Genomic DNA, 24,593 nt, shown 5'->3' on the forward strand with positions numbered 1-24,593 from the left:
AAATTTAATAAATAATAAGCTTTACGGGGGTACAATTTCATTTACAAAATACCTTCAAAAGGAGCAAAAATGAAAATCAAGTCTTTGGCGCTTATGCTTTTAGGCGTTAGCGCTTATGCGCATTTTGGTATGGTCGTACCGTCAAATTCGACCGTAGACGACGAAAAAGAGGCGAATTTGCAGATTACTTACAAATTTAGCCATCCTTTTGAGGGCGATATGATGAACCTAGCCCTTCCAAACGAGGCGGGCGTTTTTATAAACGGTAAAAAAGAGGCGATAAAAGACCTAAAAGAGCTTAAAGAGGATAAATTTAGCTACTTTACGGCTAACTACGACGTAAAGGAGCCGGGCATCTATCAGTTTTATATGGATCCAAAGCCCTATTTCGAGCCTGCGGAGGATAAATTTATAAGGCATATAACAAAAACCGTCGTCGATGCCTACGGCTACGGCGAGGGCTGGGATAAACCGGCCGGACTGAAAGCCGAGATAGTGCCGCTAACGCGCCCATACGGACTTTATAAGGGAAATTTATTTTCAGGCGTGGTTTACTATAAAGGAAAACGCGCTAAAAACGTAACCGTAGAGGTGGAGTACTATAACACCAAAGGGCTAAAAGCTCCGTCCGATGCACACGTGACGCAGGTCGTAAACACTAACGAGCAGGGCGAATTTAGCTTTGCTATGCCGCTTGAGGGCTGGTGGGGATTTGCCGCGCTCATAGACGACGACCAAAAGATAAAACACGAGGGCAAAGAGTATCCCGTAGAGCTTGGAGCCGTCATCTGGGTGCAAACCAAAGAGTATAAATAATGCACATTAGCGAAGGCGTTTTAAAACCCGAGATCGTCGTGCCTTGCTCGGCTATTTGCGTAGTTTGGGCGTCTAGTTTGCTTTACAAGCTAAAAACCGGTGAGATACCCAAAGTAGCGGCCGTCAGCGCGATGTTTTTTACGGCGTCTTTTATCCATATGCCTATCGGCGTTACGTCGATACATCTCGTGTTAAGCGGCCTTGCGGGAGCGTTTTTGGGCGCAAACGCGGTTTTGGCTATTTTCATCGCGCTGTTTTTTCAGGCCTTGCTTTTTGGTTACGGCGGCCTGAGCGCCCTTGGCGTAAATTTGCTGATCATCGCCTCTCCCGCGCTTCTTAGCCCCTATCTTTTAAAGCTGTCTTTTAAGCGATACAGGTCGTTTTTCTGGTTTCTAGTCGGGTTTTTGCCTATACTTTGTTCCTCGGCTTTGCTATCCTTGACGCTCGTTTTAAACGGTAAAGAATTCGCCCCCGTAGCCGCGCTCGTTTTTACTTCAAATTTAGCCCTTATGGCGCTTGAGGGGATCATCTCGCTTTTTGCGCTTTCTTTTATTTACAGGGTTAAAAAGGATCTTTTGATTTGCTAAAAATATTTTTGATCATGCTTTTTGCAAGCATCCTAAACGCGCACTCGCTAAAAGGCTTTGCAAAGCAGGAGGGCGAATTCGTCGAGATAAAAAGCTATTTTTACGGAAATTCCCCTTGTAAAAATTGCCCCGTATCTTTCATAAAAGACGGCGCCCGGATCGCAAGGGCGCAAACCGACGAAAAGGGCTTTGCTAGGGTTAAAATCCCGGCTGACGAATTTGAAATCGTAATCGACGGCGGACTGGCGCATGAAAAAAGGATAAAATTTACCGCAAACAAAGCCGAGCTAAAAAGCGCCGAAAGTAACGAGCCAGGCGACGCCTCAAAGGTCAAATTTGACGAAAGCGAGGAGGATTTTAGGGCTTACACGCTTAAATTTATCCTTGCGTTTTTGGGGATCGGGCTGTTTTTTGGCGGAATTTATCTAGTAAAAAGAGGCAAATGAACCTATCCGTTTTGCTCGTTTGCTTTACTTTTTTTAGTTTTAGAGTCTCGCTTTCAAGCGGCACGGACGCTATTTTTATCGCACCCGTGATCTTTTTAGCGATTTTAAATTTTAAAAATCTTTTTGAAATTTTAAAATCCGTTTTAAAACTAAATATTTTTATAATCTTAGTCGTTTTAAGCCTCGTTCTTTACGAAGAATACGCGCTTGCAAAGCTGATATTTATAAGGTCGAATTTGATCATACTTTTTGGGCGGCTGGCCTTTTATAGGAGCGATTATTTCAGTATCGCGCTTGCCGTTTCGTCGCTAAATTTGGGCGATAAGCTAACGGCGATTTTTTATTTTAGCGCTAAATTTACGGCCGATCTTAAAACGATATTTATAAGGCTAAAAAAGACTCTAAAAGTTCGTGGATTTGAGCCTAAGGCCTCGCTTTTTACCTATAAAATTTACGCAAATTTGGTCGCTATGCTTTTTTTAGAGGCGTTTTATAAGGCCAGCGTCCTTGAAAAAACCTTTGTTTGTAGGGGATTTGAGGGCAAACTTTACGGAGATAAAAGCCTCAAAATAGGCGCGAAAGACGCCGTTATAATCGCTTTGACGGCGTGTTGTTACATTTTTAGTTTAGGAGTCCTGATATGAGCTGCACGATAAGCCTAAAAAACGTCTGCGCCAAAATAGGCGAAAGAACGCTTTTTGAAAATCTAAATTTAAACGCGACGCACAAGGATAAAATCGCTCTCATAGGCCCAAACGGCTGCGGTAAAAGCACCTTGCTCGAGATAATGGCCGGACTTAAAGCGCCCTCTTTGGGCTATATAGAGCTTTTTCATCATAAAATTTCAAATCTCGAGGAGTATAAGCCGTTTCGCCGCGACGTGGGCTATCTTTTTCAAGAAAGCAACGATTGTTTCATCTGCCCGAGCGTACTTGATGACGTGATGTTTTCGCTACTTAGCCGCGGCGAGGACAAAGGGCCGGCCGAGGCAAAAGCCGAGAAAATTTTACGCGAGCTTGAAATTTGGCACCTAAAAGACGAGATCGTTTTTAATCTCTCCGGAGGCGAGAAAAAGCTCGTCGCGCTAGCCGGGATACTAGTGGCCGAGCCTAAAATTTTACTACTTGACGAGCCTACGACCGCGCTTGATGCGGATATGCAAAGAAGGATAGCCGTTATCTTAAAATCCCTCGACGTCACGCAGATAATCGTCTCTCACGACAAGGAATTTATAAGCGACGTAGCGAGCGTAATGTACCGCCTAACCAAAAACGGACTAGAGTCAATATAAAATATTTTTATTTATACTTTTTTAAAATAATCTCCGAAAACAGCAAAATTTATCAATGTATAATGATATATTTCATAAAATTACTAAATTTTATTACAAAGGAGAATTTTATGAAAAAATTACTACTTATTTCTATCGCGGCCGCGGTTGCCTTTGGTGGCGAAAATTTGCTCGTGGGTGCCGGCGGCGGATACAAAAAACCGGTCACTGAAGTGATAGAAAATCTCAAAAAAGACGGCGTGCAGATCGAAGGCGCATTTGCAAATTTAGGCCAAATCACCATCCAAGCAAAAGAGGGCAAGATGGCTGCGATCGTGGGTGACGAGGCGTTTTTAAAGAAAACGGATCTGGATATAAAGGGCTACGAGCGCATCGGCAAGGGCGCTTTGGTGCTAGTCACGCCAAAAGGCAAGCAGATAAAAGATGTCTCTGAGCTAAAAAATCTCGCCAAAATAGCGATGCCCGATGCCAAAAAAGCGATATACGGCGTGAGGACGACGGAGTTTTTGAAAAACTCGGGACTAGAGGCTGATCTAGCGCCTAAGATGCTACCGGTTGCAGGCGTACCGCAAGTAGTCGCCTATGTCGCGAACGGCGAAGTGGACGCGGGCTTTATCAACTCGACCGAAGCAGTGGCTAGAGAGGGCGAGTTTGGCAGCGTGATCTATATCGACGAGGCGCTTTATAGCCCGGTTTTCATCTCGGCGGCAAAGCTTGCTGTATGCGAGGGTAACGAGGCGTGCGCTAAATTTATAGACGAGATAAAAACTCCTCGCTCGAAGGAAATTTTCGCTAAATTCGGGCTAAAATAATTTAAATCGAGGGCTTTTGGCTCGGTTAAATTTGTCTTCAAATTTGACGTAAAATTTGCGTCAAATTTGATTTAAACGCTAAAATTTACTCGCTAAATTTAACTCAAACGAAAAGCAAAATTTAACGAAAAAAGGAAAAATTTGCAGGAACTTGCCTGGCTCGTTCACCCGCTACTTTTAAGCGCCAAAACACTTGCCGTAACCTTTGTGCTGCTTCTATTTTTGGGGCTTGGTGCGGCTTATTTTTTGGCGTTTTACCGCGGCAAATTTAAGGCCATCTTAGAAGCAGCCGTGATGTTTCCGCTCATTTTTCCACCGATTGCTACGGGATTTTTGCTACTTTACGTCTTGGGACGAAACGGCGTGATCGGCAAGGCGCTAAATTTACAGATCGTTTTTAGCTTTTCAGCCCTCGTTATCGCTTCGTTTTTGGCGGGCTTGCCGCTGTTTGTAAAGCCCATTCAAAGCGCGCTTGAAAGCCTGCCCAAAAGCCTAATCGAAGCGGGTCAAAGCCTAGGCAAAAATCGCTTTGAGATCGCCGTTTTTATCCTCATTCCAAACGTATTTAAAAGCGTCGTTTCGGCGCTCGTTTTAGCCCTGGCTCGCGGCCTTGGCGAGGTTGGTATCACGCTGATGCTGGGCGGCAACATCGTAGGCAAAACCGACACCGTTTCGCTAGCGATATATAATGCGGTTTACGACGGCGAAAACGGCCGCGCGCTTGTTTTGAGCGTGATTTTAGTCGTGCTTAGCTTGGTGCTTTTCGGATTTATAAATTTTCTCGAGCGAGCTAAAAAATAGACTGGCATCGTAAATTTGCTATTTTAAACGTTTAAAGAGGCAAATGCCCCGAATTTACCCCGAGCGTAAAAACAAAATACGCCTTTACGAGCATAAATTCATTATTTTTTTGCTACAATAAGAAGTTTTGAACTTTAACTATTTAGGAGAAATTTCTATGAAAAAAGAAGACATAAAAGAGCTGATCGAGTTTTTTAACGAGATGGACATGAACCGCATAAAAGTAAAAAGCGGGGATTTTGAGGTCGAGCTTGAAAAATTCGCCGACTGCTGCGAGCTGCCAAAGCCCGTCGTCCAAGCTCCCGCCCCGACTCCGACTCCGGTAAACGTCGTGGTAAGCTCAGAGGTCAAAGCTCCTGCTAATTCTCCAAAAGACAGCATAAAATCGCCTATGGTCGGTACTTTCTACACAGCTCCGAGCCCGGGCGCGGCGCCATTCGTAAAAGTCGGTCAGCGCGTGCGAAAAGGCGACGTCGTGGGCATCATAGAAGCTATGAAGATAATGAACGAGATCGAGGCCGAATTTGACTGTCAGATCACCGAGCTGCTCGTTTCCGACGGCCAGCCGGTCGAGTTTGGATTGCCGCTATTTGGCGTGGAGAAAATTTGATGGAAATAAAAAGAATTTTAATCGCAAATCGCGGCGAAATAGCGCTGCGAGCCTTGCGAACGATAAAGGAAATGGGCAAAGAAGCAGTCGTGGTCTACTCCACGGCCGATAAAGACGCGCTCTACGTCAAATACGCCGACGTGGCGATCTGTATCGGCAAGGAGCGCTCAAGCGACAGCTACCTAAATATCCCGGCCATAATCAGCGCAGCCGAGATCAGCGAAGCCGACGCGATATTTCCGGGCTACGGATTTCTCAGCGAAAATCAAAATTTCGTCGAAATTTGCTCGCATCACAAGCTAAAATTTATCGGCCCTAGCGTAGCCGCGATGGCGCTCATGAGCGACAAAAGCAAAGCAAAGCAGATGATGCAGCGAGCGGGCGTACCGGTGATCCCGGGCTCTGACGGCGCCGTAGCAGATACTAAGGCGGCCAAAGAGCTAGCTAAAAAAATCGGCTATCCGGTCATCCTAAAAGCCGCAGCCGGCGGCGGCGGACGCGGTATGCGCGTGGTCGAGCGCGAAGAGGACATCGAAAAGGCGTTTTGGTCGGCCGAGAGCGAGGCGATGAGCGCGTTTGGCGACGGAACGATGTATATGGAAAAATACATCCTAAACCCGCGCCACATCGAGGTTCAGGTTATCGGTGATAGTCACGGCAACGTCCTGCACATCGGCGAGCGCGACTGCTCTATGCAGCGCCGCCACCAAAAGCTGATCGAGGAGAGCCCTGCTATCCTGCTAGACGACGACATTCGCGCTAGACTGCACGAAACGGCGATCCGCGCGGCAAAAGCGATCGACTACGAGGGAGCGGGAACGTTTGAGTTTTTGGTCGATAAGGATCTAAATTTCTACTTCATCGAGATGAATACGCGCCTGCAAGTCGAGCACTGCGTGAGCGAGATGGTTAGCGGCCTAGACATCATCGAACTGATGATAAAAGTAGCCCAGGGCGAGGCGCTACCGCCGCAAGAAAGCATCACGCTAAAAGGTCACGCCATCGAATGCCGCATCACGGCCGAGGATCCAAACACGTTTACGCCAAGTCCCGGCAAGATAACCAAATACGTCTGCCCGGGCGGCCGAAACGTGCGCATGGATAGCCATATCTATCAGGACTACTCGATCCCGCCGTATTACGACAGTATGATCGGCAAACTCATCGTCTGGGACACCGACCGCAACCGCGCGATACGCAAGATGAAAGTCGCGCTAGAACAGCTCGTCATAAGCGGCATCAAAACCACGCGCGACTTCCACATCGCGATGATGGAGAACAAGGACTTCATCAACAACAACTACGATACTAACTACCTCTCTCGCCGCTAAATTCGCGGCCAGAGCGAGGCGGTTTACGCGCCGAAGCGGGTTTAAATTTTCTTCGGTGCGACTGTTTTACGTCTAAATTTATCGGCAAAACCCGCACCGCTTTACTCTCGCTCAAAATATCAAATTTATAAAACTCTTATCCGTGTAGCGTTAATATCACAAACTGGATCAAATTTGACGCCTTAAAGGTGCGGGTTTGGGCGAACAAGCAAATAAAATACGGGCGTCAAATTTAAAAATTAGCCGCGCAAATTTTAGTATAATACGCTCAAATTTAACGAGGCGGAAGCGATGATAAACGACGAATTTTACATGTCTCTAGCCATAAAAAAGGCTTGGGAGTTTCAAATTTTAACCTACCCAAATCCAGCCGTCGGTTGCGCGGTTTTAGATGCCGGCGGCAGACTGCTCTCGGTCGCCGCGCATAAAAAGGCGGGCTTTTTACACGCCGAGCCAAGCGCGGTACTTTTGGCGCTCTGTAAAAAAAGCGAGGCGTTTTTGAGCGATTTTTTACGTGAGTATCATGCGGCCCTGGGTGTCAAATTTAAAAACGCCGCAGAGCTTGAAAATGCGGACTTGGAGCCAAATTTCACGTATGAATACATCCTGCAAAATCACGGCGATCTGCTAAAAGGCGCCAAGGCCTACGTGACGCTCGAGCCCTGCGCTCACCGCGGCAAAACTCCGCCTTGCGCCGAGCTTTTAAGGCGGCTAAAATTTGCCGAAGTCGTTATCGCTAGAGGCGACGAAAACGCCGTGGCTAGCGGCGGCGCGCATATTTTGCAAAGCGGCGGCGTAGCGGTCAAATTTGACGTACTAAGGCAGCAGGCGGACGAGCTAATAGAGCCGTTTCTAGCGTGGCAGAGGGGGAATTTTAGCTTTTTCAAGCTCGCTCTTAGCGCAAACGGCGTCGCAGTCGGCACCGCGCAGAGCAAAATCATCTCAAATTTGGCCAGCCGCACCCACTCTCACCGCCTTCGCAGCGCGGCCGAGCTGTTAGTTATCGGCGGCGCTACCGTCCGCGCCGACCGCCCGAGGCTTGATACCAGGCTGATAGAGGGCGGCAAAAATCCAAACGTGATGATCTACTCGCGCGAGCGAGAGTTTGACGCGTCTATACCTCTTTTTGGCGTAGCGGGTAGGAGCGTGCGCGTAACAAGCGATATAAATGAAGCTTTCGCGCCGCGCTTAACGATGTTTGAGGGCGGCGAAAACGCGCTAAAAATCCTAGATGAACGCGTAAAATGGCTGCTGCTCTACCGCTCGAGCGAGCTTTTGGAGGCGCCCGCGGCAAGGCTAAATTTAAAACTCAAACCGCTATTCCACGGCGAGCTTGACGGCGACGTTTACGGGTGGTATAGGATCGAGCAGGATTTGGGTTAGAGCGCGTCAAATTTAGCCAAATGATTTTGTAAATTTAAAGGAGAAAAATGAAAGAGATAACGCTAAACGGAGCGAAATTCCAGGTCGCAGCAAATACGATGGATGAGCTAAAAAACGAGGCTCTTAGCGATAAAAACGGCGAGATGTATAAATTTCTAGCCGAATTTAACGCGAGCGAGCCTGATATCTTTATCCTCGACGGCTTTGCGACGAAGGAAAATTTGGAGATAAAAGACGGCTCAAACGTCGTATTCATTAGGCGCGGCGCGATGCCTGGACGCGAAGTGCTAAAAGCTATGATCGCCTCCAGAAACAGCCCCGAGCTAAATGCGGCGCTAGCTAGCGGCTGCGTGGGAGTGGCAGGACTTGGCGGTCTTGGCTCAAATATCGCGCTAAGCCTAGCGCGCACGGGAGTCGCCAAGCTCGTGCTGGCCGACTTTGACGTCGTGGAGCCTAGCAACCTAAACCGTCAGCAGTACTTCGTCCGCCACATCGGCATGAAAAAGACGGACGCGCTAAAAGAGCTCATCGCCGAGGTAAATCCATTCGTCGAGGTCGTGACGCACGACGTGACGCTAACTGCTACCAACGTCGCCGAGATTTTCGCGCCGTGCAGCATTATCTGCGAGGCCTTTGACAACGTCGCGGGCAAGGCGATGATGGTGAACGAGGCGGGCGCGAGCCTGCGGGACAAAAAGATCGTCGGCGCGTCGGGCATGGCGGGGCACTTTAGCTCAAACCTCATAAAAACGGTCAAATTTGCCAGAAACGTCTATCTGTGTGGCGATCTGCAAAATGCTGCGGGCGTAGGGCAGGGGCTCATGGCCGCGCGCGTGGCGATCTGCGCAAATCACGAGGCAAACCTTGCTATTAGGCTTTTGATGGGGCTTGAGGAGGTTTAAATTTGACTGCGGCGGCGTTTTAGCTTGCACTGGTTGCGGCTAGGATTTTTGCTTATTTTTTATAAATTTGCTTGAGAATCGCTTGAAGTTGATTTTGTCGTCACGCTTATTTTTGGTTTTGACGAGTTTTTTGTAATTGCTCTAAATTTGAGCAAATTTGTAGCGACAAAATCAGTACATTAGCGACTCTTTTGCCATTACAAATTTAGAATCAAAATTTCGCGTAAATCTTGCCTTACGAGGCAAAAATAAGGACTAAATTTCCGAATTGACGTTCGTTTTAAAAACTTTTTTATCCGTGCCGACTAGAGCCGAGTTTTGCGGTCGTGAAAGGCTAGATTTTAAGACGATAAAATCTAGCCGTTTTTAAATTTACCTCGCCTTAGCCTCAAAAAACGCCGAGATTAGCGAGTTTGCGCCTTGATTTATAAATTTTTGCATCGCTTTTTCGTAGACGGACGGTTTTGCCCAGACGGGCTCGGCCACGCCGCTTAGCTTTTCTAGCTCGGCGCGCGCGGAATAATAATCGCTCACGCCGTCTATAAGCCCGAGTTTTGCGGCATCGCGAGCGAGAAATACCCGCGCGTTTGCCCACTCTTTGCTTTTGTTTGCGTCTAGATTTCTATCCGCCGCCACGTCGCTTACGAACATCTCGTAGCTGGCGTTTACGAGCTCTTGTAGCTGCTCGCGCTCGATCTTGCTCCACGGGCGCAGAAACGTCCCCGCCTCTTTATACTCGCCCGCTTTTACGACTTGCTGCGAGACGCCGATTTTAGCCGCTAGCTCGCTGGCGTCGGCGCCTTGCATTATCACGCCGATCGACCCGATAAATGCGCCCGGATTTGCCAAAATCCTGTCCGCGCCAGCGCCCGCGTAGTAGCTGCCGCTCGTCATCGACCCGCCCGCATACGCGACCACGGGCTTTGCGGCGCGTAGATTTTTGACCGCGAGGTGCAGCTCGACGCTAGGGGCCAGCGCGCCGCCCGGGCTATCGATATAAAGCAGCACGCCCTTGATGTTGCCGTCCTTGCGCGCTGCCTCGATCTTTTCTAGCGCCTCGCCGGCGTCCATGATTGCGCCCGATAGGTTGATCTGGGTTAGGTTGGGCGGATTTACGCTCTCGCCTTTGCCGCTAAAAAATATCAAAAAGACGATGAGCAAAAAGAGCATCGCCTTAAAATAGGTGTTTATGAACCTAAAAATCGCCGCAATCGGTGCAAAAATAAATCTTAAAAATCCCATTTTTTTTTCCTTTAATTCATTTAAAATCGGGCGCATTTTACCATTTAAATTTATAAATTTAGCTAGCGAGCCGGATTTGAGGGGCTGGCGTCAAATTTGAGTTTAAATTTGGCATTTTATTTTGTCGCGCCAAGGTCTAACCCGTAAAATTTCGGCTTCAAATTTTACTCTAAATTTACCTCCGCGCCGCCGACAAATAGCCGCTCGCAACCCCTTGCGTGCAAGATGAGCATAAGAGGCAGCTGCGCAGCGTCGGCGTCTGCAAAACCGCCGTAGAGCGCGAGATCGGCTAGCTTGCCCGTTTTTATCTCGCCTGTGTCTAAATTTAGCGCCTTTGCCGCGTTTTTTGTCGATGCTAGAAGCAAGATTTTAGCAAGATCTAGCGGATCAAATTCGGCGTGAATGAGCAAATTCGCCCGCAGCTCGTCAAGGAAATTTAGGCTCATATTTGAGCTAAGCCCGTCCGTGCCGATGTTTATACTCGCTCCGGCATCTAGAGCGGCGCGTAAATTTAGCGTGTGTTTGCTAAGCAGCCTGTTTGAAACCGCGCAGTGCGTGAGGCTGTGAAGCTCCGGGTCAAAGCCCGAAAGATCATCCGCCCAAACGCAGTGCGTAAAGAGCGTACGAACGCCAGCAAACATCGCTACAAACGAGCTTGGCGTATAAAGCGGACGCGCCGCGGGGTTAAATTTGCCCAGCCACTCTTTAAAGCCGCCAGAGCCGCCCTCTAGCCAGCTTTTTTCATGCTCGCTCTCCATAAAATGCGTCGAGACGACCAGCTTCCGCTCGCGGGCTAAATTTAGCGCTGCGGCGGCTAAATCAGGGTGCGTGGAGTAGGGCGAGTGCACCGAAACCGCAGGCGTAAAAAGCGGGCTTTTGCGCTTTTGCGACTCTTCAAAACGGGCGGTGAAATTTGCCAAATTTTGCTCTAATGCAGCTTCATTCGTGCCCAAAATTTCGTTAAAAAACACGACCCTGCTGCCGCAGTTCGCGCACGCGTCCAAATCCCCGCCAAAGCTCGACACCGCTCCGAAGCTCGCCACGCCGCTACGCTGCATGGTTTTTATCGCAGAGGCGATGACGTCCTCGTTTGCCGCCTGCGAGAGTGCGCCGCGAGAGGCGATAACCGAGCTTAGCCACTCTAAAAAGTCGCCGTAAACGAGGCTGGTTTTGTTCGCGCTAAACTCCAGGTGCACGTGCGGGTTGATAAAAGCTGGCGCCAAAACGGCGTCAGGATACTCGAAAAACTGCGTGTTAGGGTATCTTTTGCGCAGCTGCTCAGCCTCGCCAACGGCCTGGATACGCTCATCAAAGGCGACTGCCGCGTTCTCTAAAACGGTAAAATTTTCGTCGCACGGCATTGTAAATTTCGGTTTAACGATGATCATTTTTAAGCTCCTATTTTTCGTGATTGTAGCGAAAATTTAGCTTAAAAAATGTATAATCAAGGCTAAATTTAAATCTTTTAAAAGGCTAAAAATGGAAACAAAATCTAAACTAATGGTCATCCAAGGCCCGAATATCAACATGCTTGGCACGCGTGAGACCGATATCTACGGCTCGATGAAGATGGAGGATATCCACGGGCAGATGAAGCTTTTTGCGGAGCAAAACGGCATCGAGATCGAGTTTTTTCAGAGCAATTTCGAGGGCGAACTAGTGGATAAAATCCAAGAGTGCTTCGGCGAATTTGACGGCATCATCATAAACCCAGCCGCCTACACGCACACATCTATCGCGATCCGCGACGCTATCGCAGCCGTCGGACTTCCGGTTATCGAGGTGCATATCAGCAACATCCACCGCCGCGAAGAATTCCGCCAAAAAAGCCTCATAGCGCCGGTGACTGCGGGACAAATCGTAGGCTTTGGGCCTGTGGGCTACCACCTAGCTATGATCGCGATGCTGCAAATTTTCGAGCAGATAAAAGCGCTAAAAGCCGCGAGAGAAAAAGCGGAATAAAACGAGGCAAAATTTGAAAAATTTTATCCTAAAGGACGAAAACGCCGTATTTCACGAGTGTGGATACAGCTGCGACAACGCGATATTTTTAAGTCTCGCGGGGCGCAAATTTTTCCTCACCGATGCGCGTTATAGTATCGAGGCGCGCGAGCTTTGCCGCGATACTGAAGTTATCGAGGTCGAACGAAATTTGATAAAAGACGCGCGGCTGTTTTTGCGAAAGGCGGGCGTAAAGGAGCTTAGCTACAACCCGTACGATTTTAGCGCGGGCGAGTGGGAGGCGCTTAGCAAAGGGCTTTGGATAAGATTTAAGGCGCGGGCGAATTTTTCGCAAATTTCGCGCATAGTAAAATCGGAAGACGAGATAAAAATTTTAAAGCAAGCAGCGCAGCTAGGTGCCCAGAGGTTTGACGAATTTGCCGCGTTCGTGCGCGCCAAGGGCGAAGGCATGAGCGAAGAGGAGCTGTTTTTTAACGCCGAGCTCATCTTTAAGAAAAAGGGCGAGCTCGCGCTTAGCTTTTCGCCTATCGTCGCGATCAATGAAAGCGCCGCAAAGGCGCACGCTCTGCCCGGTAAAAAGCGTTTGCGGCACGGCGATTTGCTCCTGCTTGACGCGGGGGTTAAATTTAATCGCTACTGCTCCGATAGGACGCGCACGGCGTGCTTTGACGAAAATTTTAACTTCGGCAAGGAGCAAAATTTTAAAAACGCCAAACGGCAAGAAATTTACGAGATCGTAAAAGAGGCGCAAGCTCTTGCTATCGCGGCGGTTATGCCTGGCAAAAAGGCGCGCGAGATCGACGCGGCGGCTAGGGATTTTATTGCAAGGCATGGCTTTGGTGAGGCGTTTTTTCACAGCACCGGACACGGTGTGGGAGTCGATATCCACGAGCTTCCGTTCGTCTCAAAGCGCGGAGATACCGTGCTAAAAGAGGGCATGGTCTTTAGCGTGGAGCCTGGGATTTACTTGCCCGGCGAATTTGGCGTGCGCATCGAGGACGTCGTCGTCGTGCGCGAAAATGGGGCTGAAATTTTATGAGAGTAGCGGGAGCGAGGCGCTTTAGCAAATGCCTCTTTTTCCCGAAGGTTTTTGATTTTAAACCGGGCTTTAAAAATAGCGTTATTTTGGGCCTTGGCGGCAATATCGGCGACGTGAAAAAGCGCTTTTGTCGGCTGCATTTTAAACTTAGCCGTGATAGCAGGTTTCACGTCGTCGAAAACTCTGCTCTCCTCATCAACGAGGCGTTTGGGTTTAAGGAGCAGGCTGATTTCACAAATGCCGTAACGCTCGTACAAACGAGCCTTGCCGCAAGGCAAATTTTAAAAATAACGGCAAATTTAGAGAGGCGTTTTGGGCGCGTGCGAACCTTTAAAAACGCGCCTAGAACGCTTGATATAGATATTTTGTATTTTAGCGGACGAAGTAGAAACGATGCGCGGCTAGTACTACCGCATCCGGGCGCAAGAAGCAGGGCTAGCGTGATTTTGCCGCTTGGAACGATGAAGCGCGTTAGCAAAAGCGGAGTGAAATTTTAAAATTTAGCGGCCGCAAAGCCTAAATTTGAAGCGGGAACGGAAAATGCATAGCCTTTGCCGCGACGATTTCGGTGCGGCGGCGAAATTTAGCGAGAAACGAAGGAGAAGATTTGGCGACGAAGTTTTATACGTTTACCGGCGAGAGCAGTATGGAAGCGCTAAAAAAGGCGCAGGCTCAGTGCGGCGAGAGGGCGATCTTGGTAACGACGAAGCAAATTCAGCCAAAGACGATCAATAAAAAGCCGCTTTATGAAATTTTAGTTAGCGTCGAAGAGGACGCGAGCGAGCAGAAAAAAAATCAGCCACAAAAGCAAAATTTAAAGGGCTACGAGGAGTTTTTGCGCGCTCAAACACCCAAAGATGAAAGACCGCAAAAGATCATTTTAGACGAGCGCGAGCTTTTTAGAGCCGAGCAGCAAAACGCCAAAGCGGCGGTAAATTTGACCCAAAATTCCACAAGAACCGCGCCGGGGAATCAAAACTACAAAACCGCTCAAAACAGCGGCGAGGACATACTCCTAAACATCTCAAAAGCCGCAAAAGAGATAAGCCAGATAGCAAATATCGAAACCGCGCCCGGCCGTCAGGATCAAATTTACGACAAAAAGATCGACGACGTCGCAAGGCAAGTAAGTATGCTAAGCGAAAAAGTAAATATGATAGCCGATATGTTCTGGGAGGAGCGAGCGGGTGCCAGAAACAACCTAATCATACCGCCAGAGTTTGCCGGCATCTACAAAGACGCCAAAAATAGCGGCATGAAAGAAGAACACCTCGAGCAGATAATGAAAATAACCGCGGAAAATATGTCGCCTCAGATGAAGGCCAATCCGACCGCGGTGAGGAGATATTTTAGCTCGCTGCTTAGAAAGATGCTTCCGTGCAGGAGCGAAGAGGACAATAGAAAACAAAAAATCATGATGCTAGTTGGACCTACCGGAGTTGGTAAAACCACGACTCTAGCCAAGCTTGCGGCGAGATTTGCCTACGGCGAGGGCAGACGCGCAAAAACGGGCATCATCACGCTTGATACCTACCGTATCGGCGCGGTCGAGCAGCTGTTTCAATACGCAAAGATGATGAAGCTGCCGATCCTTGACGTTATCGAGGTAGAGGATTTTAAAAACGCGCTAAAACAGCTAAATCACTGCGAAGTAATCCTCATAGATACCACGGGCAGCTCGCAGTACGATAAAGAAAAACTAGCTAGGCTTGAAATGTTTTTAAAGCATAGCGACGCGCAAATAGACGTAAATTTGGTGCTTTCCGCAGGCTCAAAGATCGATGATATGCTTGAAATTTACAACGGCTTTAGCTTCCTTGATATCGACACTTTGATCATCACCAAATTTGACGAAACCAAAATTTTCGGTAACGTATTTTCGCTAGTTTACGAGATAAATAAACCCGTTAGCTTCTTTTGCTTAGGGCAGGAGGTGCCTGATGATATCATGGTTGCTAAGAGCGAGTTTTTGGTCGATTGCCTTTTGCAAGGGTTTAATAAGGATAAAAAATGAACACTCAAGCCGAGAAATTAAAAGATATAGTAGCCTCTAGATCAAATGCGAAAAATACGCGCTTCATCGCCGTAACCAGCGGTAAAGGCGGCGTTGGCAAGAGCACCATAAGCGCAAATTTGGCAAATATCCTCGCTAGAAACGGTTACAAAGTCGCGCTTTTTGACGCGGACATAGGGCTAGCAAATTTAGACGTTATCTTAAACGTGCGCATAAGCAAAAATTTGCTCCACGTGCTAAAAGGCGAGTGCTCGTTAAAGGATATCTTGATCGAGGTAAAACCGAATTTGACGCTGATTCCCGGCGAGAGCGGAGACGAGATACTTAAATTTAACAACCAATTTTTATACGAGCGCTTTTTTGAGGAGTCCTCGAGCCTTGATGATCTTGATTTTATCATCATCGACACGGGCGCTGGCATCGGCGGAAACACGCAGCTGTTTTTAGAAGCCGCAGACGAGGTTATAGTAGTCACCGTGCCAGATCCCGCCGCGATAACCGACGCCTACGCCGTCATCAAAATCACCTCGAAAAACAAAGACAACTTGCTAATGCTTTTTAACATGGTAAGGAGCGAAAAGGAGGCGGTTAGGATATTTGAGCATGTGCGCAAGGTAGCCAGGGCAAATATCGAAAATCCGTTAAATTTGGAGTTTTTGGGCGCTATTAGCGAGGATAAAAACGTCTCTCGCAGCATAAAACAGCGCACGCTTTTTACCGACGACAGCAGGTATGATGCCGCGAGCATGGAGCTTGAGCAGGTGGCATCAAAGCTACTTTATAGATTGGAACAAAAAGTGCTTAATCCAAGTACGACTAACAGCTTCAGCGGCTTTTTTAGGCGGCTAATGGAGCAATTTTAAATTTAGGATTTTACTTTGAGAGCGGAAAATTTTATAGCATTTTTTACGGTTTGTGGATTTTTCATCGGCGCGACTTTTTCGGCGTTAAAGCTGAACGACCCGATAGACATGCTGGTTTATACGTTTCTCATTACGTTTTTTTTCTATCTTTTAGTACACGTGGTTATTATAAATTATTTAGACGCCAAAGCGTCGCTAAAAAGGCGGTTCGATAAGGAACTATACGAGCAAAGGGCCGATTATCTAATCGGCGAACTAGCGCTTAGAGAAAAACGAATAGATAATCTCTTAAGCAAGCTCGCAAACGAAAATATACTGATAAAGCAAACGTTAAATAAGAGCAACGAAAGTAATGCAAAAGCCGCTTAATCCATACGCTCAGACGATAAAAAAAGAGCAAGACGACATCGTACTAGCCTACATGCCAGCTCTTCGCGCGATGGCTTTTAGGCTAAAGGAGCGCTTGCCGGCTCATATCGACGTTAGCGACCTGATAGGCGCCGGGCTTGAGGAGATGGTAAAGCTCTCCAGAAAGTACGACAAAGAGCAAAACGACTCGTTTTGGGGCTATGCTCAAAAGCGAGTTTACGGCGCGATGCTTGATTTTTTACGCGGGCTTGACGTGGTTAGCCGCTCGGACCGCACTTTGGTAAAGTCTATCGAGGCTTTGGTGGACGAGTATTTTAATAAATTTGAGCACGAGCCCGACGATGCGTATATCGCAGGAAAGCTTGGCGTCGATATAGAAAAAGTAAGCGAAGCAAGAAACGTGAGCGCGGTCGTCGCCGTCCTAAATATCGACGATCAAATGGAGCTAATGAGCGAAGAAAATACGCTCGAGCGGATCGAAAAAGAGGACTTGATAGAAAAGATAGCTCAAATTTTAAACGAATTTGAGGAGCGCGATCAGCTCATCGTGCAGCTTTATTATTACGAGGGGCTGAGTCTAAAGGAGATCAGCGAGATTTTGGGCATCACGGAGAGTAGGATATCGCAGATCCATAAGCGCTTGATGGAAAAAATAAGAAAAAAGCTTGAGGGCAAATAATGGCGGACATTTTAAGTCAAGAAGAGATAGACGCGCTACTAGAAGTCGTAGACGACGAAGAGGCGAGCGGGTCGATCGGCGAGGGCGGCAAGGAAGAGCAGCGCCAGGTAATAATCTATGATTTTAAACGCCCAAACCGCGTCAGCAAGGAACAACTGCGCGCGATAAAGGGCATACACGACAAGCTTGCGAGAAATTTGGCTTCTCAAATTTCAAGCGTTATGAGAAGTATCGTGGAGATCCGCCTACATAGCGTGGATCAGATGACCTACGGCGAGTTTTTGATGAGTTTGCCGAGTCCTACTAGCTTTAACGTCTTTTCGATCAAGCCGCTTGACGGCAACTGCGTTTTGGAGATAAACCCGAGCATCGCATTTCCGATGATAGATCGCTTACTAGGCGGTAACGGCGAGGGCTTTGAGGCTAGCAGGGAGCTAACCGATATCGAGGTAAATTTGCTCGATGCGATCCTAAGGATGATGATGCAGCGCCTAAAAGAGAGCTGGGCGATGATCACCGATATGTACCCAAACGTCGAGGCTAAAGAGAGTAGCCCAAACGTCGTGCAGATCGTCAGCCAAAACGAGATCGTGATAATGGTCGTCATGGAGATCATCGTAGGTAACTCAAGCGGCATGATAAACATCTGCTATCCGGTCATCTACCTAGAGCCGATCTTGAGCCGCCTAGCCAACCGCGACATAATGCTTGGCGAAACGAGCGCGAAAAAGAGCCGAAACAAAGAGCTAAAAACGCTAATCGGGCGCGCTGAGGTGCTGTATGAGGCGATACTGGGCAAAAGCGTCGTTAGCGTAAACGAGTTTTTAAATTTAAAAGAGGGCGACATACTGCGTCTTGACCGCTCGGCAAACGACAAAGCTATCGTCACGATAGATAAAAAAGAGGTATTTTTGGCCGAGGTCGGGCTGCATAGATTTAGAAAATCTATCCGCATAGAAGAGTTAATCAGAAGCGACAAGGACGAGATCAAAAACATCCTCGAGCAGTACGAAGAGGAGCGCAAAGCCAAGCTCATGAGCTACGAGCAAGAAGACGAGGACGACGAGGATAATATATTAGGCGAGGGTGAAGACGATGAATGATTTTTTGAAAATTTTCGTAAATGAAGTAAAGGCTACGATCGAGGGACTAACGGGCAGGACGCCTGAGATAGGCGAGAGAAACGAATACGACGCGCCCAAGCAAGAAGGTATAAAACCGCCTCTAGCCGTGGCAAACGTGACCGTCGGCGGCGATACGACGGCAAAGATGATGCTAGTAGCTACGCCCGTGCTGATGAGCGCGATCGGCGAGTGGATGCTCGGAGAAGAAGAGATCTCGCGCAACGAAAATTTAAGCGAGGACGAGCTAGACGCCGCAAAAGAGGTATTTTCAAATATCCTCGGCGCATTTTCTACGAGCCTTGGCGCGCAAAAAGGCATGCCGAAGCTAAATTTCGAGGTCGCGAAGGTAAATTTCCTCGACGAGAGCGCAAATTTAGACGTAAGCGCGTTTGAAAAAATCTACATCTACTCCGTAAAAATCGGCGACATCAGCGAACATATCGCTATCGTGCTTGATTTTTCGTTAGTTAAGTTTTTTAACAAAGATCAAAAAGAGCCCGCCGCCCAGCAAGCAGCTGCCGCAAAAAGCGATCTAAGCGCCGAAGAGATGCGAAATATCGGGCTCATCATGGATGTGCGCCTGCCGCTTCACGTACGCATCGGCTCAAAAAGAATGCTGCTAAAAGACGTGCTCACGATGGACATAGGCTCGGTCATCGAGCTAAATCAGCTCGCAAACGACCCGCTTGAGATCTTGATCAGCGACAAGGTCGTAGCCCTAGGCGAAGTCGTCATCGTGGACGGCAACTTCGGCATCCAGATCACTCAGATCGGCACGAAAAAAGAGCGCTTAGAGCAGCTTAGATAAGGTTAAATTTAGAAATAAGAGGCTAAATTTAGCCTCGCTTTATCTCGGGTGCGCTTTTGCTCAAATTTGAGCGCGAAACTACGGCGCATAAATTTAACCCCGCAAGCGCAAATTTAACCGCAAAGAGAAATAATGGATGAAATTTTAAACGATCTGGCCAAATTTAGGGATTTTGCGACTTATAAAAATCCTAGCGTTACGTTTTTCGGCTCGGCTAGATTTGACGAAAATAGCAAATACTGTAAAATGGCTTTTAGCCTCGCAAAAGAGCTTGCCGACGGCGGTTTTGCTGTCGTTAGCGGCGGTGGGCCGGGTGTGATGGAGGCTGCTAATAAAGGAGCGTACGAGAGCGGCAAAAGTCCGTCCGTGGGCCTAAACATCGTGCTTCCGTTTGAGCAAGTGACGAACAGATACGCCACGAGCAATTTTGTCTTTTCAAATTTATCCGCTCGCAAATTTGCCCTCATCGAGCGCTCGAGCGCGTTTTTGGTGTTTCCGGGCGGCTTTGGGACGCTTGATGAGCTGTTTGAGATCCTGGTACTCGCGCAAATAGGCGCCAAAAAAACTAAAATTTTCCTTATCGGCAGCGAGTTTTGGAGCAAGCTCGACGATTTTATCAAAACTACGCTGATACGCGAAAAAGCCGTTAGCGAGGAGGATTTGTCGCTTTATACGATCAGCGACGATCTGGATGCCGTGAGAGATGAAATTTTGCGGATTTTAGACTAGGCGAGCGTTATAAAATTTTACGAATTTTGAGGATTTGGCGATGTTTGACAGGATGCGAGATAGGATCGCTTTTGTGCTGATTTGCCTCGTTTTTATCGCTATTTTCGGCTATATCGCCGTCAAATTTGACGGCGCGCGCGTCCCTTTGTTGATTTTAACCGCCGTAGTTTTCGTCACTGCGCTGGCGGCGGACATGATACATGAAAATTTAAAGCTAGATAAAGATCTAAAAGACGGCGAAACTCAAGACCAATAGCCGCAAGCAGGCTTGAGGGTAAATTCGGTCTGCAAATTTGCTGGGTGCGGATATCTAGCGTTCGGCGTTAAATTTTGATTTTTGCAAATTTAGCCCGCCTACATTTTAGTAAATTTAATGAGCAAACCTTTTAAATTTACACTCCAAGCACCCTGTTTAAATTTATAAATTTTCTCAGCTCACGAAGTCTATTTTCTACGTAAAATTCGGTAAATTTAACTGCGTCATCGCCGTTTGCAAATTCTGCGTTGCCGTCTCGGTGCGTAAAATTCAGAGCCGATCAAGACACAAAAGCTAAATGCCCGCTTAGCTCGCTATCCTTGGCTCGCAAATTTATAGCCTATTAAGCTATTTTTTATATAATCGCACCGAATTTATACGAATTTGTCTTATTGTGGGGCTAGGGCGAGATTTGTAAATTTTTAAAGCCGAATTTAAAATACAAAACTTTAGGGTGCGGTATTTTTAGAAGATTTTTGCGGCTGTGCCGTCAATTTTCGGCGTAGATAGAACACATAGTTCATCGAGCCGAAAATTTACAAGCTCCGCAAAAAGCGCTAAAAAGACAAGCCCTCGCAATAGGAAAGAAAAAATGAAAATACTAATGGCCATGAGCGGCGGCGTCGACTCCACCATGAGCGCCAAAATGCTGCTGGAGGCGGGTCACGAGGTCGTGGGCTGCTATATGAAACTACACAAAAAGCCCGGCTACCACGAGCAAAACATCGGCAAAGTCGCCCGCGCGTGCGAGTATCTGGGCATAAAATATCACGTGATCGACCTGCAAGATGAGTTTGACAGATACGTCTATACGCCGTTTGTCGGCGCCTATAAAGAGGGTCGCACGCCAAATCCGTGCGCACTTTGTAACCGTTTTATAAAATTCGGCGAGCTGTTAAAATTCGCCAAAAGTATCGGCTGCGAAAAGCTCGCTACAGGCCACTACATCCGCGTTCAAGACGGCCTCATCAGGGTCGCCGCCGATCCTAGCAAAGACCAGAGCTACTTCGTCGCGCAGGTGCCAAAAGAGATAATCGCCGATATGATTTTCCCGCTCGGGGATAAATTTAAAAAAGATATAAAAGAGCTGGCAAAGTCATTGCCGAACTTTCGCGAATACGGCGAGCAGGCCGAGAGCAGCGAGATTTGCTTCGTCGAGGACACCTATATCGAGGTGCTAAACAAGCACTACGAGACGGATCTACCCGGCGACGTGGTCGATAGCTCTGGGCGAGTGATCGGGCGGCACGACGGCTACATGCGCTACACGATCGGCAAGAGGCGCGGATTTGAGGTATTTGGGGCGCACGAGCCGCATTTTGTGCTAGCTATCGACGCGGCAAATAACCGCATCGTCGTGGGTAGCAAAGAGGAGCTTGAGCGCGGTAAGATCGCGGTAAATAGCCTAAATTTGTTCACAGACGAGAGCGAGTTTGACTGCGACGTGAAGGTGCGCTACCGCAGTATAGGGCTAAACGCGCGCGTAAAAGTGCTAGACGGCGGCACCGCCGAGGTCGAGCTAAAACAGAGCGCGTTTGGCGTGGCTAGCGGGCAGCTAGCGGTATTTTATAGAGGCGAGCTGGTTATCGGCAGCGGATTTATCCTGTAAATTTTATCTTAAATTTGATCGCTTGGAGCGGTAAAGTTTGTCAAATTTAGATCGGCGTTTACGGGCAAGGCTGGTCAAATTTACCTGCATTTGATCAAATTTAAGATCTAGTCAAATTTACCGCCCGCCGCGCAAAATCCTCAAATTTTCTTTATTTTACAGTCTGCTTTCATGCTTCAAATTTAGCCTAAAATCGCTAAAATATACAAAAATAATCAAAGGACGCAAGATGAATCCAAAAGAGATCGCCGAGGAGCTCATCATCAAAATGATCAACGCCGCCGATCGCAAGCAAACCCAGCGCGTGCGCGAGTGCTTCGCCGACGTCGTATTCGTCGATCACTCGAGCCTAAACGGTATGCGCGGCGCGCTCGTGAGCGCGGACGAGTTCGTGACGTCGTGGCAGCAGCTGCTCGAGGACGCGCAGACCTACGCTTCGCTTAGCAACTTTGAGCTATTGCCCGCGCAGGAGGGCATCAGCGCCGAGTGCCACGCGCACATGGTTTACACCGCGCCCGGCATCGAGCCGTGGGAGATATTTGGGCGTCAGATTTTTGAGATATTTAGGGTTTCGGGCGAATACAAGATCACTTCGTTTCGGTTTGCCGCCGCCGTACAAAGGGGCAATAAAAACTTCCTAAAAGAGCTGCAAGCACGCAAAAAACGCTCAAAACTCGGTCAAATTTACGATAAATTTAGCGGGGAAAAGTGAAATTTGATTTATGCACGCGAGACTTTGAGCCGTAAATTTACGTATAAATTTATCGGCAAAACCCGCACCGCAAAAACGCTAATTTAGTTGCAAAAATCGTAGCCGTCAAATTTGCTCTTGCTTAAAAATATCAAGGTTCAAATTTAATTCGTCTATGATAGATAAAAGTTCTGAAATTTCCTTTTTTATCTGCTTTACGTCATAAAGGCTCGGCGGTAGCGAAAAGAGCGTCGTCTCAAATTTATTTTCCGCTCCGTTTAAAAATAGATAAAATTTATCGTCCATAAACGCAGCGCTCACTCCCATAGCTCCTGCAAATTTTTCCTTTAGCTCGTACAAACGTCTCATAAACGTAGGCGTCAAAAGATATCTCGCTTCGACCTTGTCGTCCGTAAAAACTCTAAATTCATCGTTAAAAAGAGTATCGTCCATCCGCTCTTTTTCGCCTAAAAATTTAGTATTTAGCGTGCGGCTTGCCACCGTCGTTTGACCGCTAAATTTCTTATCAAACTCGCAGACCAAGACCGAACCTCTAAAAGGTTGCCGGCTGTCCTCAAAAATTTTCCACGTTGCAACTAGCACAAGAATTGTTGCAGCCAGCTCTAGCGATCCAGAGGTGATGTAAACGCCACTACCGTCCAACTTTTTTACTTCACTGAAGCTAAATTTGACATTATTATAAGTGCCTTCTATTTTATCTTCGCCCACAAGTTTCTTACGAGAGTAAATTTTGTTCTTATCGATAATTTCATGGTCTATGCCTGCCGTTGGGTTGTATGTAAACAACGGGTCGATATTTTGAATCGCTGCATTTATAAAAACTTCTTTATAAAATTTTTCATACTCAATTTCTATCTCACTCATTCTGCAAAGATTTATTATAAAAGTCATGTGAATAAAAGGGTAATAGGCCATAACAACAAAAGCTCCAGCCTCGCCTTTATAGAATATCAAGCTAGCGATATATCCTCCTAAGGCTGGCACGGTTAATCCAAACAAAAGTATAAAAAGTAGATTTTTTGAGTAGCTTTTAAGATATTCTTTTTGTTTTTTTCTAGTAGTTTCTATAGCTTCGTTTATGTTCAAATTTTGCCTTTATCTAAAATTTACGCAGCGGACGGCTTGCATTTCTTTTTCGCTCGCGGTCAAGCGAATTTTAGCGAAATTTACGCCGTAAAGGTGCGGGTCTTGGCAAGTAAGCAAATAAATTTAAAGAAAAATAGGTCAAATTTGGCCGAAAATAAAAGAAGTTAAGCCGAATCAAATCGGCTTAAAATTTGAGTTTATCGTAGATATTTGACGTTAGCTTTGGCGCGGAGTTTGTTGAAGTATTCGCCTATGACGCGGTCTTGCTCGAGTTTATAAAGCGCGTTCATCGCTTCGTCTCTGACCTCGTCGAATTCAGGCATAGTTTGCCCCTTTTTAGACGCTACGTAAAACATCTCAAAGCCCTCGGGAGTCTGGAAAATCTGCGTGAAAGTGCCGTCCGTGGTCTGCTGAAATATCGTTCGTAGTTGAGGCGGGATCTGCTCGCTTTTTAGATCAAGTACGTCCATATGCACGCTGTGGTTGGTGTTCATCGGGGAGCTGTGTTTGGCGGCCTCTAAAAGCTGCATCGAAGGCGCCACGTACCTAGTCACGCTCACGTCGGTAAAGTGCGCGAAAAGGTCGCGATTTTGCTCGAAATACGCTCTCGCGGCGTTTTCTGAAATGTTGATTTTAGCGTCGGCAAATATGCTTTGATACAGCTTTTCTTGTTTTATGGTCTTTGCGACGTCGTCTTTAAACTGCGCGTAGTCGCCGCCCTTTGATAGCACGGCCGAGCGTAGATCTGAGGCGCTCATACCGCTCTCGCTTGCGATCTTTTGTAGCCTTTGATTTAGCTCGTAGTCGCTGGCTTCGATTTTTAGGTTTTTGATCTGCGCGGTTTCGAGCCTATCTCGGATCAGTAAATTTAGCGCGTTGGCTTCGTTTGTTTGCAGCTGCGCGGCGGCTTTGCGCACTTCGTTTACGGTGATGGGTTCGTTTTCGATGATGACGGCGATGCCGTTTGAGATCTGGCTCGCGTTAGCCATACAAAAACTGAGAAAAAACGCGGCGAATGAGATCTTTTTTAACATATAAAACCTTTGTTTAAGTCTAAAGTAAATATAATTTGAGCATTATAACATTTTAAATTTAAGCGCAAGCTATACAAGGTAAAATTTA

Annotated in this window: 28 protein-coding genes; 24 read left to right on the top strand and 4 right to left on the bottom strand. The window is 47.4% G+C overall.

All coding sequences use genetic code 11. The features are described from left to right. Window positions 1–69: 69 nt before the first annotated feature. The 11 genes from E4V70_RS07160 (at window position 70) to thiF (ending at window position 8,979) form a co-directional block, all read left to right on the top strand. Window positions 70–816 carry a DUF4198 domain-containing protein gene (locus E4V70_RS07160; RefSeq protein WP_122862445.1) on the top strand — a complete coding sequence of 249 codons (747 nt, stop codon included), beginning with the start codon at window positions 70–72 and terminating at the stop codon, window positions 814–816. Next, on the top strand, window positions 816–1,403 hold the full coding sequence (gene cbiM / locus E4V70_RS07165; protein ID WP_122862446.1) for a cobalt transporter CbiM: 588 nt from the start codon (window positions 816–818) through the stop codon (window positions 1,401–1,403). Before E4V70_RS07160 ends, cbiM begins: the two co-directional genes overlap by 1 nt. Then, window positions 1,397–1,849, top strand: a complete 453-nt coding sequence (locus E4V70_RS07170) for a hypothetical protein (RefSeq protein WP_122862447.1) — start codon at window positions 1,397–1,399, stop codon at window positions 1,847–1,849. Before cbiM ends, E4V70_RS07170 begins: the two co-directional genes overlap by 7 nt. After that, a complete protein-coding gene (locus tag E4V70_RS07175; protein ID WP_122862448.1) occupies window positions 1,846–2,493 on the top strand; it encodes an energy-coupling factor transporter transmembrane component T family protein in 648 nt (215 codons plus the stop codon). The genes E4V70_RS07170 and E4V70_RS07175 overlap by 4 nt, the downstream gene beginning before the upstream one ends. After that, entirely contained in the window at window positions 2,490–3,140 is a 651-nt protein-coding gene (locus E4V70_RS07180; protein ID WP_122862449.1) for an energy-coupling factor ABC transporter ATP-binding protein, read from the top strand. The genes E4V70_RS07175 and E4V70_RS07180 overlap by 4 nt, the downstream gene beginning before the upstream one ends. Window positions 3,141–3,250: 110 nt before the next feature. Then, window positions 3,251–3,952, top strand: coding sequence for a molybdate ABC transporter substrate-binding protein (gene modA / locus E4V70_RS07185; protein WP_122862450.1), 702 nt, complete (start codon window positions 3,251–3,253; stop codon window positions 3,950–3,952). Window positions 3,953–4,093: 141 nt separating this feature from the next. Then, on the top strand, window positions 4,094–4,753 hold the full coding sequence (locus tag E4V70_RS07190; protein WP_122862451.1) for a molybdate ABC transporter permease subunit: 660 nt from the start codon (window positions 4,094–4,096) through the stop codon (window positions 4,751–4,753). A gap of 157 nt (window positions 4,754–4,910) precedes the next feature. Continuing rightward, on the top strand, window positions 4,911–5,363 hold the full coding sequence (gene accB / locus E4V70_RS07195; protein ID WP_122862452.1) for an acetyl-CoA carboxylase biotin carboxyl carrier protein: 453 nt from the start codon (window positions 4,911–4,913) through the stop codon (window positions 5,361–5,363). Beyond that, complete coding sequence (locus E4V70_RS07200) at window positions 5,363–6,694, top strand: acetyl-CoA carboxylase biotin carboxylase subunit (protein WP_122862453.1); 1,332 nt, start codon at window positions 5,363–5,365, stop codon at window positions 6,692–6,694. Before accB ends, E4V70_RS07200 begins: the two co-directional genes overlap by 1 nt. A 291-nt stretch (window positions 6,695–6,985) precedes the next feature. Next, the gene (gene ribD, locus E4V70_RS07205; protein WP_122862454.1) at window positions 6,986–8,077 is read left to right on the top strand and encodes a bifunctional diaminohydroxyphosphoribosylaminopyrimidine deaminase/5-amino-6-(5-phosphoribosylamino)uracil reductase RibD; all 1,092 of its coding nucleotides are present in this window, start codon (window positions 6,986–6,988) and stop codon (window positions 8,075–8,077) included. 47 nt (window positions 8,078–8,124) lie between these two features. Continuing rightward, window positions 8,125–8,979 (top strand): sulfur carrier protein ThiS adenylyltransferase ThiF, encoded by an 855-nt coding sequence (gene thiF / locus E4V70_RS07210; protein WP_122862455.1) that lies wholly within the window; start codon window positions 8,125–8,127, stop codon window positions 8,977–8,979. Between the two features lie 372 nt (window positions 8,980–9,351). Here the strand turns inward: thiF and sppA are convergent, their stop codons facing one another. After that, on the bottom strand, window positions 9,352–10,221 hold the full coding sequence (gene sppA, locus E4V70_RS07215; RefSeq protein WP_122862456.1) for a signal peptide peptidase SppA: 870 nt from the start codon (window positions 10,219–10,221) through the stop codon (window positions 9,352–9,354). A 164-nt stretch (window positions 10,222–10,385) separates the two neighbouring features. Beyond that, entirely contained in the window at window positions 10,386–11,609 is a 1,224-nt protein-coding gene (gene mqnF / locus E4V70_RS07220) for an aminofutalosine deaminase family hydrolase (RefSeq protein ID WP_122862457.1), read from the bottom strand. 91 nt (window positions 11,610–11,700) lie between these two features. Here mqnF and aroQ point away from each other — a divergent pair, with 91 nt between their 5' ends. The 13 genes from aroQ to E4V70_RS07285 all read left to right on the top strand — a co-directional run bounded on the left by aroQ (window position 11,701) and on the right by E4V70_RS07285 (window position 22,385). Then, the gene (aroQ, locus tag E4V70_RS07225) at window positions 11,701–12,183 is read left to right on the top strand and encodes a type II 3-dehydroquinate dehydratase (RefSeq protein WP_122862458.1); all 483 of its coding nucleotides are present in this window, start codon (window positions 11,701–11,703) and stop codon (window positions 12,181–12,183) included. A gap of 13 nt (window positions 12,184–12,196) precedes the next feature. After that, entirely contained in the window at window positions 12,197–13,222 is a 1,026-nt protein-coding gene (locus E4V70_RS07230) for a M24 family metallopeptidase (RefSeq protein WP_122862459.1), read from the top strand. Next, window positions 13,219–13,719 carry a 2-amino-4-hydroxy-6-hydroxymethyldihydropteridine diphosphokinase gene (gene folK, locus E4V70_RS07235; protein WP_122862460.1) on the top strand — a complete coding sequence of 167 codons (501 nt, stop codon included), beginning with the start codon at window positions 13,219–13,221 and terminating at the stop codon, window positions 13,717–13,719. Before E4V70_RS07230 ends, folK begins: the two co-directional genes overlap by 4 nt. A 110-nt stretch (window positions 13,720–13,829) precedes the next feature. Continuing rightward, window positions 13,830–15,236, top strand: coding sequence for a flagellar biosynthesis protein FlhF (gene flhF, locus E4V70_RS07240; RefSeq protein ID WP_122862461.1), 1,407 nt, complete (start codon window positions 13,830–13,832; stop codon window positions 15,234–15,236). After that, entirely contained in the window at window positions 15,233–16,099 is an 867-nt protein-coding gene (locus E4V70_RS07245) for a MinD/ParA family protein (protein ID WP_122862462.1), read from the top strand. The genes flhF and E4V70_RS07245 overlap by 4 nt, the downstream gene beginning before the upstream one ends. A gap of 15 nt (window positions 16,100–16,114) precedes the next feature. Beyond that, entirely contained in the window at window positions 16,115–16,468 is a 354-nt protein-coding gene (locus E4V70_RS07250) for a hypothetical protein (protein WP_122862463.1), read from the top strand. Further along, window positions 16,452–17,147 carry an RNA polymerase sigma factor FliA gene (locus E4V70_RS07255; RefSeq protein WP_122862464.1) on the top strand — a complete coding sequence of 232 codons (696 nt, stop codon included), beginning with the start codon at window positions 16,452–16,454 and terminating at the stop codon, window positions 17,145–17,147. Before E4V70_RS07250 ends, E4V70_RS07255 begins: the two co-directional genes overlap by 17 nt. Beyond that, window positions 17,147–18,250 carry a flagellar motor switch protein FliM gene (fliM, locus tag E4V70_RS07260; RefSeq protein WP_122862465.1) on the top strand — a complete coding sequence of 368 codons (1,104 nt, stop codon included), beginning with the start codon at window positions 17,147–17,149 and terminating at the stop codon, window positions 18,248–18,250. Before E4V70_RS07255 ends, fliM begins: the two co-directional genes overlap by 1 nt. Beyond that, window positions 18,243–19,079 carry a flagellar motor switch protein FliY gene (gene fliY / locus E4V70_RS07265; protein WP_122862466.1) on the top strand — a complete coding sequence of 279 codons (837 nt, stop codon included), beginning with the start codon at window positions 18,243–18,245 and terminating at the stop codon, window positions 19,077–19,079. The genes fliM and fliY overlap by 8 nt, the downstream gene beginning before the upstream one ends. A 132-nt stretch (window positions 19,080–19,211) precedes the next feature. Further along, window positions 19,212–19,808 (top strand): LOG family protein, encoded by a 597-nt coding sequence (locus E4V70_RS07270; protein ID WP_122862467.1) that lies wholly within the window; start codon window positions 19,212–19,214, stop codon window positions 19,806–19,808. Between the two features lie 40 nt (window positions 19,809–19,848). After that, window positions 19,849–20,064 carry a hypothetical protein gene (locus E4V70_RS07275; protein WP_122862468.1) on the top strand — a complete coding sequence of 72 codons (216 nt, stop codon included), beginning with the start codon at window positions 19,849–19,851 and terminating at the stop codon, window positions 20,062–20,064. A 592-nt stretch (window positions 20,065–20,656) separates the two neighbouring features. After that, window positions 20,657–21,673, top strand: coding sequence for a tRNA 2-thiouridine(34) synthase MnmA (gene mnmA, locus E4V70_RS07280; RefSeq protein ID WP_122862469.1), 1,017 nt, complete (start codon window positions 20,657–20,659; stop codon window positions 21,671–21,673). A gap of 229 nt (window positions 21,674–21,902) precedes the next feature. Further along, a complete protein-coding gene (locus E4V70_RS07285; RefSeq protein ID WP_122862470.1) occupies window positions 21,903–22,385 on the top strand; it encodes a nuclear transport factor 2 family protein in 483 nt (160 codons plus the stop codon). Between the two features lie 105 nt (window positions 22,386–22,490). Here E4V70_RS07285 and E4V70_RS10975 read toward each other — a convergent pair whose 3' ends face one another. Together E4V70_RS10975 and E4V70_RS07295 are read right to left on the bottom strand one after the other, a co-directional pair. Next, a complete protein-coding gene (locus E4V70_RS10975) occupies window positions 22,491–23,471 on the bottom strand; it encodes a DUF3137 domain-containing protein (protein ID WP_232037839.1) in 981 nt (326 codons plus the stop codon). Window positions 23,472–23,668: 197 nt separating this feature from the next. Then, a complete protein-coding gene (locus E4V70_RS07295; protein WP_122862471.1) occupies window positions 23,669–24,505 on the bottom strand; it encodes a peptidylprolyl isomerase in 837 nt (278 codons plus the stop codon). Window positions 24,506–24,593 lie beyond the last annotated feature (88 nt).

The sequence above is a fragment of the Campylobacter showae genome (assembly GCF_900699785.1).
In the GTDB taxonomy this organism is placed as follows: Bacteria; Campylobacterota; Campylobacteria; order Campylobacterales; family Campylobacteraceae; genus Campylobacter_A; species Campylobacter_A showae_D.

What these genes read in the sequence shown, in the direction of transcription:
- E4V70_RS07160 (WP_122862445.1), top strand. Translation starts at nt 70, where the DNA reads ATGAAAATCAAGTCTTTGGCGCTTATGCTTTTAGGCGTTAGCGCTTAT.
- fliY (WP_122862466.1), top strand. Translation starts at nt 18,243, where the DNA reads ATGAATGATTTTTTGAAAATTTTCGTAAATGAAGTAAAGGCTACGATC.
- accB (WP_122862452.1), top strand. Translation starts at nt 4,911, where the DNA reads ATGAAAAAAGAAGACATAAAAGAGCTGATCGAGTTTTTTAACGAGATG.
- folK (WP_122862460.1), top strand. Translation starts at nt 13,219, where the DNA reads ATGAGAGTAGCGGGAGCGAGGCGCTTTAGCAAATGCCTCTTTTTCCCG.
- E4V70_RS07275 (WP_122862468.1), top strand. Translation starts at nt 19,849, where the DNA reads ATGTTTGACAGGATGCGAGATAGGATCGCTTTTGTGCTGATTTGCCTC.
- aroQ (WP_122862458.1), top strand. Translation starts at nt 11,701, where the DNA reads ATGGAAACAAAATCTAAACTAATGGTCATCCAAGGCCCGAATATCAAC.
- modA (WP_122862450.1), top strand. Translation starts at nt 3,251, where the DNA reads ATGAAAAAATTACTACTTATTTCTATCGCGGCCGCGGTTGCCTTTGGT.
- thiF (WP_122862455.1), top strand. Translation starts at nt 8,125, where the DNA reads ATGAAAGAGATAACGCTAAACGGAGCGAAATTCCAGGTCGCAGCAAAT.
- mqnF (WP_122862457.1), bottom strand. Translation starts at nt 11,609, where the DNA reads ATGATCATCGTTAAACCGAAATTTACAATGCCGTGCGACGAAAATTTT.
- E4V70_RS07175 (WP_122862448.1), top strand. Translation starts at nt 1,846, where the DNA reads ATGAACCTATCCGTTTTGCTCGTTTGCTTTACTTTTTTTAGTTTTAGA.
- mnmA (WP_122862469.1), top strand. Translation starts at nt 20,657, where the DNA reads ATGAAAATACTAATGGCCATGAGCGGCGGCGTCGACTCCACCATGAGC.
- E4V70_RS07245 (WP_122862462.1), top strand. Translation starts at nt 15,233, where the DNA reads ATGAACACTCAAGCCGAGAAATTAAAAGATATAGTAGCCTCTAGATCA.
- E4V70_RS07180 (WP_122862449.1), top strand. Translation starts at nt 2,490, where the DNA reads ATGAGCTGCACGATAAGCCTAAAAAACGTCTGCGCCAAAATAGGCGAA.
- ribD (WP_122862454.1), top strand. Translation starts at nt 6,986, where the DNA reads ATGATAAACGACGAATTTTACATGTCTCTAGCCATAAAAAAGGCTTGG.
- E4V70_RS07200 (WP_122862453.1), top strand. Translation starts at nt 5,363, where the DNA reads ATGGAAATAAAAAGAATTTTAATCGCAAATCGCGGCGAAATAGCGCTG.
- sppA (WP_122862456.1), bottom strand. Translation starts at nt 10,221, where the DNA reads ATGGGATTTTTAAGATTTATTTTTGCACCGATTGCGGCGATTTTTAGG.
- E4V70_RS07270 (WP_122862467.1), top strand. Translation starts at nt 19,212, where the DNA reads ATGGATGAAATTTTAAACGATCTGGCCAAATTTAGGGATTTTGCGACT.
- fliM (WP_122862465.1), top strand. Translation starts at nt 17,147, where the DNA reads ATGGCGGACATTTTAAGTCAAGAAGAGATAGACGCGCTACTAGAAGTC.
- cbiM (WP_122862446.1), top strand. Translation starts at nt 816, where the DNA reads ATGCACATTAGCGAAGGCGTTTTAAAACCCGAGATCGTCGTGCCTTGC.
- E4V70_RS07255 (WP_122862464.1), top strand. Translation starts at nt 16,452, where the DNA reads ATGCAAAAGCCGCTTAATCCATACGCTCAGACGATAAAAAAAGAGCAA.
- E4V70_RS07285 (WP_122862470.1), top strand. Translation starts at nt 21,903, where the DNA reads ATGAATCCAAAAGAGATCGCCGAGGAGCTCATCATCAAAATGATCAAC.
- E4V70_RS07295 (WP_122862471.1), bottom strand. Translation starts at nt 24,505, where the DNA reads ATGTTAAAAAAGATCTCATTCGCCGCGTTTTTTCTCAGTTTTTGTATG.